The following is a 10686-nucleotide window of genomic DNA, read 5'->3' as shown; positions in this document are numbered from 1 at the left end:
CTCTTTTTGCATTTTTAAAAACCATTATTTTACTCAAAACCTTAAAAAATCATGTTTCTATTCATTAGTTATTAATACTCTATAACCCATAATCCTTATATCTTAAATCATTCTATAAAGGGGTTTTAATGGAACATGATAATTTTTTAGGCGGTGCGTTCAATAAAAAAATGGGCGAGTTAAATATAGATAAGCTTTCTGAATATCTCTCATATAGCGTATTTGTGCATTCTAGAGTCTTATCCTAGGGTTCAAGAGAGAGTTATTAAGCTTTGCTAAAAATTGGAATATTCCAACGATTTTCGTTTTCACAAACACTCAAGCCGAAGCCGGCGATGCCTTTGTTAAAGAAACTAAAGAGATCATAGATGAAGAATGAGGGTTTAAAGGTTTTATCAAAGCCTATGCGAGAGTCAATTCCGTTGCGTTTTTATTTAGGGGGTTGAAAGTCCCTGTTGAAGGTTTAGAAGAATTGGTAGATGAAACGAAAAAATGCTTGATAGAAGCTGAGAAAAACAAAGAAAAGCATTTCTTGCGGATTCAAAAAGCTAATATCCAAGCAAGAAAACAAGCTATGATAGAAGAAAGTAAAACCATTATCCATGTTGCATCAGGAGCCGCTGGAGCGGCTGGGCTTATCCCCATACCTTTTAGCGATGCGCTCGCTATTGCGCCCATTCAAGAAGGAATGATCTACAAAATGAATGACGCTTTTGGAGTGAAAATCGAAGATTCTGTAGCCACATCGCTCATCACCGGATTGTTAGGCGTAACCGCAGTCGCGCAAGTGGGGAGAACGCTCGTTAATGGCTTCCTTAAATTCATTCCTGTTGTGGGGAGTGTTGCAGGGGGTGCAACCGCTGCGATTATTACAGAAGGCATTGGGTTTGCTTATTTGAAAGTGCTAGAAAAGTGCTTTAACGATGAGACGGGCGAAGTGGAATTGCCTGCAATGGATACGATAAAATCTCTTTTTAAGGAGAGTTATCTCAGTTTGGATACCATCAAAAAATTAAAACCATAAGATTAGGGGTGATGAAAAACGCATGGCATTAGACAAAAGAATCTGGATGCATTTTGATTTCTTGCCTTTTGTGTTTATCGTCCCCTTGTTGGCGGTTTCTTTCTTATTGATTTTTGAGAGCAGCGCGGCTTTGAGCTTAAAGCAAGGGGTTTATTATGCGATAGGGTTTCTTCTCTTTTGGATCGTGTTTTTTATCCCTTTCAGGAAGCTCGATCGGTGGCTCTTTATGTTTTATTGGGCATGCGTTATTTTATTAGCGTTAGTGGATTTTATGGGATCAAGCAAGCTTGGGGCGCAACGATGGCTAGTCATTCCCTTTACCTCTATCACTTTACAGCCTAGCGAACCCGTGAAAATCGCTATCCTTTTGTTATTGGCGCATTTGATTAAAATCAACCCACCCCCTTTTAAAGGCTATGATTGGGGTATGTTTTTAAAGCTTAGTTTTTACATTTGCTTACCGGCGGCTTTGATTTTAAAACAGCCTGATTTAGGCACGGCTCTTATTGTGCTGATTATGGGTTTTGGGATTTTACTTATCGTGGGTTTAAGGACTAGGGTGTGGCTCCCTCTTTTTGTCGCTCTTTTAGTGGCTTCGCCTATCGCTTATCATTTTTTGCATGATTACCAAAAAAAGCGCATCGCAGACTTTCTTTCTGAAAAGCCTAATTACCATGTCATGCAATCCATTATCGCTATAGGTTCAGGCGGGTTTTTAGGCAAATCTAAAGAGACTTGCACGCAAACCAAATTCAAATTCTTGCCTATTGCAACGAGCGATTTTATCTTTGCTTACTTCGTGGAGCGTTTTGGGTTTTTAGGGGCTATGTTGCTTTTTGCGATTTATATAGGCTTGAGTTTGCATTTATTTTTTTATCTGTTTGAAAGCAACAGCGATTGGTTTTTAAAGATTGTAGCCCTTGGGATTTCTATTTTAATCTTTGTTTATTCCAGCGTGAATATCGCCATGACTTTAGGGTTAGCCCCTGTGGTGGGGATTCCCTTACCCTTATTCAGCTACGGGGGGAGCAGTTTTATCACTTTTATGATCCTATTTGGGATCTTAGAAAACCTGCTTGCTTTTCGCTATATTTTTGGATACAATAGCAAACCATCCTTTGGGAATTTTGGATTCTTAGCTCAGCTGGTCAGAGCGCTCGGCTCATAACCGATTGGTCGTAGGTTCAAGTCCTACAGAATCCACCACTCCCGCTTTTTTTAAGTGAAAAGCGATTGGACGCTTTCGTTATGATAAATCCTTCTGATCACTTCCGCAAATAAGGACGCTACGCTTAAGGTGGTGATTTTATCGCATTTTTGAACTAAAGGGATAGAGTTAGTTACCACCACTTCATCTAACGCACTTTCTTTAATGCGCTTGATTGCATTCCCGCTCAAAACCGCATGCGTGCCTAACGCCATGACAGAAGTCGCCCCTTGCTCTTTTAGAGCCAAAGCGGCTTTACAGATCGTGCCTGCGGTATCAATCATGTCATCCACTAAAATCACATCGCGCTCCTTTGCTGAGCCGATAATATTCATCACTTCGCTTTCATTAGCTTTTTCACGGCGCTTATCCACGATGATTAAATCTAAGCCCATTTGATTAGCAAAATACCTGGCTCTTGTAACCCCACCCACATCAGGGCTAGCGATCACAGGGTTTTTTAACGCTTTAGAGCGGATATAATCTCTAAAAACGATAGATCCGTATAAATTATCCACCGGCACATCAAAAAAGCCTTGGATTTGCCCGGCATGCAAATCCATCGTAATGATCCTTTCAATCCCCACTTCTTGCATCAAATTAGCGACCATTTTAGCCGTGATAGGCACTCTTGGAGCCGCTTTTCTGTCCTGTCTGGCATAGCCAAAATACGGCAACACCGCTGTGATAGAATTGGCCGAACTGCGCCTTAAAGCATCTACCATGACTAACAATTCCATTAAATTGTCATTAACCGGCACGCAAGTGGGCTGGATAATAAAAATATCCTTACCGCGCACCGATTCGCTGATTTGGATATTGATTTCGCCATCGCTGAATTTGCCTATCACCGCTTTGGATAAGGGAATGCCTAAATGCTTTGACACTTCTTTGCCAAATGCAGGGTGAGCGCTCCCTGAAAAAATCTTAAACCCACGCATCTTTGTTTTAAACCCACACGCCTTCATCGCTTACACTCCCTAAAATGAATTAAAATCAATTGTAGCGCACCCAAACTAAAAGCGTTTGTTTTCAACCAAGCTCCTTTTCTAATAAGTTTTTTAAGGTAAGATAGGTTTCATTTAAATCAATCCCACACACCCTAGTTTGAGCGATAACACTTATAAAATTGCTATCGCCTAAAAACCTAGGCACTAAATGCATGTGCAAATGCTCAGGGATTCCTGCTCCGGCGTTTCTGTGCAAATTCAAACCCAAATTGATCCCTTGAGCGCCATAAGCATACAACGCTTTTAACGCTTTAGGCACTAATGCATTCATATTCAGCCAAGTATTCAGCTCTAAAAATTCAACGCTCGCCTTGTGCGCATGGGGAATGATCAACAAATGCCCTGGGTTATAAGGGTAGGCGTTCATCACAACAAAGAGATCGCTATTTCTATAAAGCACTCTGTTTTCTGAATCTTTTGTAGGGTTTTGAGAAATTTCACAAAAGACACAACTCTTATTTTTCTCTTTCAAATAACTTTCGCGCCAAGGAGCGTATAAATGTTGCATGTTCATTTCCTAAATGTAATTAGGGGCGTCATTAGCGAATAAAATCAAATCGCCTTGAATCGTGGTGGCTTGTAAGATATTTTCCAATTGCGCCTTATCCTTGAGTAAGATTTTTTGGGGGGTTTTCAATTGTGAAGCAATCGTTTTGGAATTCAACTCCCCTGTGATGATAGCGACATCAAAAACCTCGTCTATTTTTTGCGCTAAAGTTTCATTACTTTCTATATTGCTTTCCACTAATCCCGGTGTTACAATGACTTTACGCCCTTCATACAAACTCGCTAAACGAATGCCCTCTAACATGCCCTTTAAATTCCCATTAAAGCTATCGTCTATAATGATTTTTTGATTCACTTCTAAAAGTTGCAAACGATGGGCAATAGGGTTGAGTTCCAAAACAAGCCGTTTGATCCTTTCAGTTTCTAATCCTAAATGCTTAGCGATTAAAATCGCTGAAGCGATATTATAAGCGCTAAACTCCCCTAGAACCTTCGTTTCAAAGCTTTCCCAAACGCTATCTAAAAGCGTTTCAAAAGAAGTGCCTTTTAAAGTGGATTGGACGTTTTTAACTAGGCTAGAAACATCTGTTAAAGGGCTATCTTTAGGGGCATAGGGTTTGATTTTTTCTATAGAGTAACAAAAGGCTTTTTCTAAGCGCTTGGAATCCAATAATTCCGCTTTAGTCTCGCAAATATTTTCTAAAGTTTTAAAATATTCTAAATGCTGTTCGCCCACTTCTGCGACCACGGCAAGGTGCGGTTCAATGAGGCGGGTGATTTCTTTAATATCGCCCTTATTCCTTGCCCCGGCTTCAGCGATATAGACTTCGCTCTTATCGTCTAAATTCTGATTAATATCGTTCGCAATGCCTAAAAGGGTATTGACGCTTTTGGGGCTTGCATGCGCGTTGAATTGGGTTTGTAAGATTTGATGCAAGAAATTTTTAGTGCTGGTTTTCCCAAAGCTTCCTGTAATGGCGATGACTTTTAAATTTTTTAAAGAGGCGATTTTATCTTTAGCGGTTTGCAAATACTGCTTGGATAAGACTTTTTCAAAGATTAAAGAAGCGCTTAAAACGAGTATGAACAAGCACAAATAGCCCAGCGCGAGCGAAATCCCATTCAAAGGGACTAATTCTGTGTTTAAGATTTCATGCAAGATTAAAAAGAGTAACAAGAAGATGAAAAAGCGCTTCACTCTTGGCGTGAAAACTAAAGGCTTGTCGTTGCGTTTGGCCCAAACAATGAGCATGGGCATTTGAATCACGCCGCAAAAGAAATCAAAAACAAACGGCATTTTGAAAGCATACGATAGGATAAACACCACTAAAGGCAAGAGAAAATAAATCCCATGCCAACGCATTTTGTGGTGCTTGGTTAAGATCCTGAACACGCTGTAATGATACCATTGCAATAAAGTCATTATATAATAGCCAAGCCCTGTTATAAAGAGCCAACGGAACGCTAAATTCAGCCAACTAAGACTTTGCATGATAATGATTCTCCACTAGTTTTTCAACCTCTTTTGCTTGGTTTAAAAAAAAGAAATGATCCCCTTCTAAAACGAATAACGCGCTTCTTTTCAATAGGGTTTGCATTTTTTGAGCGGAGCTTAAGGGGGTTGCTTTATCATCTTTACCCCAAAATAATAAAACTTCTTTCTCGCATCGTTTGAAATGATCGCTAAAGTCTTCGCTAACTACTTTTTTAAAGGTTTCATACATCGCTTGATTAAGCCCCATAGCGTCCTTACTCCTCAAAAACCCTAAATTCAAGCCTAATTTTTTAAAGATTTTAGCTAAAAGGATTTTACAACGCACTTTTAAGGGTTTTGGCTCTAAAATCCCGGCGCTACTCAATAAAACCATCCGTTCGTTTTCACACAAGATCGCTACTTTCCCTCCAAAGCTATGCCCAAAAACGACATGCGCTTTTTTATCCACGCTTTTTAAGAATAAATTGATGATATTAGCATAATCTTTAGTCTCTAAGACTTTTTCATCGTTAGGGCTTTGATTGAAGCCGGGCAAATCCACATACAAATGGTTGTAATTTAAAAAACAGCCTTGAAACGCTTGTTGCATGATTTCTTTAGAACTCCCCCAACCATGCAAAAACAAGGCGTTTAAAGGGCTATGGTGGTCTATAAAAGTGTAGGAAATGTCAAAAACGCTATCCAAATAAGCGATACTGCGTTTGGCCATTACTTATTCTTTTGGATTTGCAACAAATAAGAGTTTTTGATTTGGATTTTAGGGGTTTTGGGTAATGATTGCGCTAAATTTTCTAGCGTTGTTTTAAAATCATCAAACAAATAATTGGCTAAACTGCCAGGAATGGGGTTGATCTCATTAAGATACACTTCATTTTCTATGACAAAAAAATCGCAACGGATAATCGCACCATCAAACAAATCGTTATAGAGTTTTTTAAAATCTTCTTTTAATTGTTCTTCTAGGGCGTTAGAAAGGTTCGCTTTAGGGGCTTTATTGCGTGAAAAATCCAAATATTTTTGTTTGAAATCTAAAAATTCCTGTTTGTTAGGTTCTTCAATATAGGAAAAATAAAAATCCTTTTTGATCTTACAGCCGGCCAAATTGTATTCTTTCACGCCCTGAATGAAAGGCTCTATTAAGACCTCTTTAGAATATTCAAACGCGCTGTCTAAAGCGTAATTTAATTCTTTTTCTTCTTTCACAACATTCACCCCTAAAGAGCTTCCGGCGTTACTGGGCTTGACAATGAAAGGGAAATTAAACCCAATCAAATCCAGGGAGTTAGCGCGGTTTTTTTCATTCAAAAGAACATAATCTAAAGTCTTTACCCCTAAGTCTTTGGCGTAAAGCTTGGTTAAATATTTGTTATAACTCAGCACGCTCGCTTCAATCCTAGGGCCTATAAAAGCGATACGATAAAATTCTAACAAGCTCGCTAATTTCCCGTCTTCGCCATCGCCCCCATGCACGAGATTGATCACTAAAGGCAATTCTATTATCTTAGCGCCTAAAAACGAGTTTTTAAGCAAACCATTGTGTGTCAGCATTAGGGGGGGTAATTTTTTTTCTTTGATTTGAGCGAAGTATTTTGAATGCATGTTGGATTCTTCAATCAAGTAAAAATGATGGTTTTCATCTAAAAAAATAAAATATTTAATCCTATCTTTTAACACTCCTTTAAGCGCGATCGCGCTCACAATGCTGATTTCATGCTCAAAACTCGCCCCACCAAATAAAACGCAAAACTCCACGATCAAACTCCCTAAAAACGATTGCAATCAAGTCTATCTATTTTACCTAAAAAAAGGCTTTTGAATTTTCTTAAAATTAAAGTTTAATGTTAAAAAATCCTAAAACACTGATGACTAATAACGCGCTCAATCCCGCTAAAACCCCGGCCAAAGCGTCATCAGCAACCACCCCCAAGCCTCCTTTAACTTCTTTGTCTATCTTGCCAATGAGTGAGGGCTTAGTAATATCATAGATCCTAAAAAAGATAAAACTCAAGATCACACCCGCTAACGATAGCCCACTAATCGCCATCGCAATCCACATGCCCACTAATTCGTCTATCACGATGTAAGAGCTGTCATGCCTCTTAGTCTCTTCTTCTTCCTTATCTATTTGAGTAATAGCGATAAGCCCAACAAAAACCGCCCCTAAAAACAAAGTGTTAGCCGAAAAAAATAAAACGGGTAAGCCTAGTAACAACGCTACTAAACTCCCTATCGTTCCAGGAGCTTTTTTAGAATACCCGCTAAAAAAAAGGGTTAAAAAACACGCACGAAGATTAAATTTATCCAATCATTGCCTTAAATTCTTTTTAAACCATGGCATTTTAGCATTTTATTTGCATCAAAAAGCGATTTTCTTAAACAATAAGGCTTAATTTTAAGCGCGTTTTAGTATGATAGCTTTTAAATTCTCTCAAAAATTAAAGGTTAATTTTAATGTTGCTTTTCACTCCAGGCCCTGTAGCCATTAGCGAAGAGATGCGCTCAAGCTTTTCTCAGCCAATGCCCCACCACCGCACCAAAGATTTTGAAAAGATTTTCCAAAGCGTGCGAGAAAATTTAAAAAAAATGACCGGTTTAGAAGAAGTTTTGCTTCTAAGCAGCAGCGGGACAGGGGCTATGGAAGCGAGTGTGATTTCCTTGTGTCAAAAAGAGTTGCTGTTTGTTAATGCGGGTAAGTTTGGCGAAAGGTTTGGCAAGATCGCTAAAGCCCACTTTATCAAAGCCCATGAATTAGTTTATGAATGGGACACACCGGCTCAAGTGGATGAAATATTAAACGCGCTTAAAGCCAACCCCAATATTGATGCGTTTTGCATTCAGGCATGCGAGTCTAGTGGGGGGTTAAGACACCCTGTAGAAAAAATCGCTCAAGCGATCAAAGAAACTAACCCGAATGTTTTTGTGATCGTAGATGCGATCACCGCTTTAGGGGTTGAGCCTTTAGAAATAACGCATGTTGATGCGCTCATTGGAGGGAGTCAAAAAGCGTTCATGCTGCCTCCTGCGATGAGCCTAGTCGCATTGAGCCAAAAGGCGATTGATCGCATAGAAGAACGCAATGTGGGGTTTTATTTCAATTTGAAGAGCGAATTGAAAAACCAAAAAAACAACACCACGAGCTACACCGCTCCTATTTTACACACTTTAGGGTTGCAACGCTATTTTGAATTGGTGCAGAATTTAGGGGGCTTTGAAGCGCTCTATCAAGAGACTAAACGAACCGCTCTAGCCACTCAAAAAGCCGTTTTAGCACTGGGTTTAAAGATTTTCCCTAAAAGCCCGAGCTTGAGCATGACAGCGATTGTTAGCGAGCATGCCAAAGAGTTAAAAAACCTTTTGAAAGAAAAATACCAGGTGCAATTTGCGGGCGGTCAAGAGCCTTATAAAGACGCGCTCATTCGCATCAACCACATGGGGATCATTCCTGTTTATAAAAGCGCTTACGCCTTAAACGCCCTAGAGTTAGCCTTAAACGATTTGGATTTAAGAAAATTTGACGGCGCGGCGAATACAACCTTTTTGAAGCAATATTACGAAATTTAAGGATCACAATGCATTATTCTTATGAAGCCTTTTTAAAAGACAGCCTGGAGTTAGCTAAACAAGTGGAGCGCCTTTGCGGTATCCCAGAAGCCCTTGTGTGCGTGATGCGAGGGGGCATGACTTTGACGCATTTTTTGAGTTTGCACTGGGATTTAAGGGAAGTTTATGGCATCAATGCGATTTCTTATGACACCACCCACCGACAAAACGCCCTAAAAATTGAAAATATCCCCACGATCAAAGATCATTTAAAAACCATTTTGGTGGTAGATGAAATCGTAGATAGCGGTAATTCTTTGGAAGCGGTGCTTAAAGTGTTGCAAGACAAACACCCTGATAAAAAGTTTTATAGCGCGAGTTTGTTCCAAAAAACAAGCGCGAAATACAAAGCCGATGCGTTTTTAAAAGACGCTCCTGAATGGATTGATTTCTTTTGGGAAGTGGATTTGAAAAACTTAAAAAGCCATTAACATGCAAATTAAAGAAAACAAACAACTTTGCTTGATCTCATTAGGTTGTTCTAAAAATTTGGTGGATTCAGAAGTGATGTTAGGCAAGCTTTATAATTACACGCTCACTAATGACGCTAAGAACGCCGATGTGATTTTGATCAACACTTGCGGTTTTATTGAAAGCGCTAAACAAGAGAGTATCCAAACCATTCTCAACGCCGCTAAAGACAAAAAAGAGGGAGCGATTTTGATTGCGAGCGGGTGCTTGAGCGAGCGCTATAAAGATGAAATCAAAGAATTGATCCCTGAAGTGGATATTTTTACCGGCGTGGGGGATTATGACAAGATTGATATTTTAATCGCTAAAAAACAAAACCAGTTCAGCGAGCAAGTGTTTTTAAGCGAGCATTATAACGCGCGCATCATCACGGGATCGAGCGTGCATGCGTATGTTAAAATTTCTGAGGGTTGCAATCAAAAATGTTCTTTTTGCGCTATCCCTAGCTTTAAGGGGAAATTACAAAGCAGGGAATTAGACTCCATTTTAAAAGAAGTGGAAGATCTGGCCCTTAAAGGCTATAAGGATATGACTTTTATCGCTCAAGACTCTAGCTCGTTTTTATACGACAAGGGGCAAAAAGACGGCTTGATCCAGCTCATTAGAGCGATTGACAAACAACAAGCCTTAAAGAGCGCGCGTATTTTATACCTCTACCCCTCTAGCACCACTTTAGAGCTGATTGGTGCGATTGAAGACTCGCTTATTTTTCAAAATTATTTTGACATGCCCATCCAGCACATCAGCGACTCCATGCTCAAAAAGATGCGGCGCAACTCCAGCCAAGCGCACCATTTAAAGCTTTTAAACGCCATGAAACAGGTTAAAGAAAGCTTTATAAGAAGCACGATCATTGTAGGGCATCCAGAAGAAAATGAGGGCGAATTTGAAGAATTGAGCGCGTTTTTAGACGAGTTCCAGTTTGATAGATTGAATATTTTTGCTTTCAGCGCGGAAGAAAACACGCATGCCTATTCTTTAGAAAAAGTGCCTAAAAAAATTATCAACGCCCGCATTAAAGCCTTGAATAAAATCGCTTTAAAACACCAAAACCATTCTTTTAAGGCTTTGTTGAATAAGCCCATTAAGGCGTTAGTGGAACATAAAGAGGGCGAGTATTTTTACAAAGCAAGGGATTTGAGATGGGCACCTGAAGTGGATGGGGAAATTTTAATCAATGACAGCGCCTTAACCACCCCTTTAAAACCTGGGCATTACACGATTGTGCCTAGCGCGTTTAAAGACAATATCTTACTCGCTAAGGTTTTAAGCCCTTTTTAAAAATTAGCCATAAGGCTAAAAGCGCGGCTAGAGCGTGGCTGGAGCGTGGGGGTTTGCGTTTTTTTTTTTTTTTTTGTTAAAATGCGTCAGA

General features: G+C 39.6%; 10 protein-coding genes, 1 tRNA gene and 2 pseudogenes. 7 read left to right on the top strand and 6 right to left on the bottom strand.

Going from position 1 to position 10686, the window contains the following annotated elements:
- Positions 1–128 precede the first annotated feature (128 nt).
- From BZK24_RS09680 to BZK24_RS07210, 4 genes and pseudogenes are all read left to right on the top strand, one after another.
- Positions 129–206, top strand: a pseudogene (locus tag BZK24_RS09680) (GTPase); the annotation flags it as partial.
- Between the two features lie 7 nt (positions 207–213).
- Positions 214–1024: pseudogene (locus tag BZK24_RS07220) on the top strand (DUF697 domain-containing protein); the annotation flags it as partial.
- 22 nt (positions 1025–1046) lie between these two features.
- Positions 1047–2192: an FtsW/RodA/SpoVE family cell cycle protein gene (locus tag BZK24_RS07215; protein WP_077657019.1), complete on the top strand. Its 1146-nt coding sequence runs from the start codon at positions 1047–1049 to the stop codon at positions 2190–2192.
- A tRNA-Ile gene (locus tag BZK24_RS07210) sits at positions 2154–2230 on the top strand. Before BZK24_RS07215 ends, BZK24_RS07210 begins: the two co-directional genes overlap by 39 nt.
- A gap of 12 nt (positions 2231–2242) precedes the next feature.
- Here the strand turns inward: BZK24_RS07210 and BZK24_RS07205 are convergent.
- From BZK24_RS07205 to BZK24_RS07180, 6 genes are all read right to left on the bottom strand, one after another.
- The gene (locus BZK24_RS07205; RefSeq protein WP_077657017.1) at positions 2243–3199 is read right to left on the bottom strand and encodes a ribose-phosphate pyrophosphokinase; all 957 of its coding nucleotides are present in this window, start codon (positions 3197–3199) and stop codon (positions 2243–2245) included.
- 64 nt (positions 3200–3263) lie between these two features.
- Positions 3264–3749, bottom strand: a complete 486-nt coding sequence (locus tag BZK24_RS07200; protein ID WP_077657016.1) for an HIT family protein — start codon at positions 3747–3749, stop codon at positions 3264–3266.
- Between the two features lie 9 nt (positions 3750–3758).
- Positions 3759–5240, bottom strand: a complete 1482-nt coding sequence (locus BZK24_RS07195; RefSeq protein WP_077657015.1) for a Mur ligase family protein — start codon at positions 5238–5240, stop codon at positions 3759–3761.
- Positions 5227–5952, bottom strand: a complete 726-nt coding sequence (gene estV / locus BZK24_RS07190) for a lipase EstV (protein WP_077657014.1) — start codon at positions 5950–5952, stop codon at positions 5227–5229. The genes BZK24_RS07195 and estV overlap by 14 nt, the downstream gene beginning before the upstream one ends.
- Positions 5952–6995 carry a D-alanine--D-alanine ligase gene (locus tag BZK24_RS07185; protein ID WP_077657018.1) on the bottom strand — a complete coding sequence of 348 codons (1044 nt, stop codon included), beginning with the start codon at positions 6993–6995 and terminating at the stop codon, positions 5952–5954. The genes estV and BZK24_RS07185 overlap by 1 nt, the downstream gene beginning before the upstream one ends.
- 76 nt (positions 6996–7071) lie before the next feature.
- Positions 7072–7548 (bottom strand): phosphatidylglycerophosphatase A family protein, encoded by a 477-nt coding sequence (locus BZK24_RS07180; RefSeq protein WP_077657013.1) that lies wholly within the window; start codon positions 7546–7548, stop codon positions 7072–7074.
- A 146-nt stretch (positions 7549–7694) separates the two neighbouring features.
- Between BZK24_RS07180 and BZK24_RS07175 the strand changes: the two genes are divergently transcribed.
- From BZK24_RS07175 to rimO, 3 genes are read left to right on the top strand one after another with little or no spacing between them, the layout of a single operon-like run.
- Positions 7695–8804 carry a pyridoxal-phosphate-dependent aminotransferase family protein gene (locus BZK24_RS07175; RefSeq protein WP_077657012.1) on the top strand — a complete coding sequence of 370 codons (1110 nt, stop codon included), beginning with the start codon at positions 7695–7697 and terminating at the stop codon, positions 8802–8804.
- An 8-nt stretch (positions 8805–8812) separates the two neighbouring features.
- The gene (locus BZK24_RS07170; protein ID WP_077657011.1) at positions 8813–9274 is read left to right on the top strand and encodes a phosphoribosyltransferase; all 462 of its coding nucleotides are present in this window, start codon (positions 8813–8815) and stop codon (positions 9272–9274) included.
- 1 nt (position 9275) lies between these two features.
- Positions 9276–10595, top strand: coding sequence for a 30S ribosomal protein S12 methylthiotransferase RimO (gene rimO, locus BZK24_RS07165; protein WP_077657010.1), 1320 nt, complete (start codon positions 9276–9278; stop codon positions 10593–10595).
- Positions 10596–10686: the final 91 nt, after the last annotated feature.

This window comes from Helicobacter pylori, assembly GCF_001998165.1.
In the GTDB taxonomy this organism is placed as follows: Bacteria; Campylobacterota; Campylobacteria; order Campylobacterales; family Helicobacteraceae; genus Helicobacter; species Helicobacter pylori_DL.
The sequence above is the reverse complement of the archived record's forward strand: the minus strand, read 5'-3'. Positions and strand labels throughout refer to the sequence as shown.

Excerpts from the sequence above, each read along its gene's own strand:
- BZK24_RS07195 (WP_077657015.1), bottom strand. The coding sequence starts at position 5,240 with ATGCAAAGTCTTAGTTGGCTGAATTTAGCGTTCCGTTGGCTCTTTATA.
- BZK24_RS07170 (WP_077657011.1), top strand. The coding sequence starts at position 8,813 with ATGCATTATTCTTATGAAGCCTTTTTAAAAGACAGCCTGGAGTTAGCT.
- BZK24_RS07200 (WP_077657016.1), bottom strand. The coding sequence starts at position 3,749 with ATGCAACATTTATACGCTCCTTGGCGCGAAAGTTATTTGAAAGAGAAA.
- rimO (WP_077657010.1), top strand. The coding sequence starts at position 9,276 with ATGCAAATTAAAGAAAACAAACAACTTTGCTTGATCTCATTAGGTTGT.
- BZK24_RS07215 (WP_077657019.1), top strand. The coding sequence starts at position 1,047 with ATGGCATTAGACAAAAGAATCTGGATGCATTTTGATTTCTTGCCTTTT.
- BZK24_RS07205 (WP_077657017.1), bottom strand. The coding sequence starts at position 3,199 with ATGAAGGCGTGTGGGTTTAAAACAAAGATGCGTGGGTTTAAGATTTTT.
- BZK24_RS07175 (WP_077657012.1), top strand. The coding sequence starts at position 7,695 with ATGTTGCTTTTCACTCCAGGCCCTGTAGCCATTAGCGAAGAGATGCGC.
- estV (WP_077657014.1), bottom strand. The coding sequence starts at position 5,952 with ATGGCCAAACGCAGTATCGCTTATTTGGATAGCGTTTTTGACATTTCC.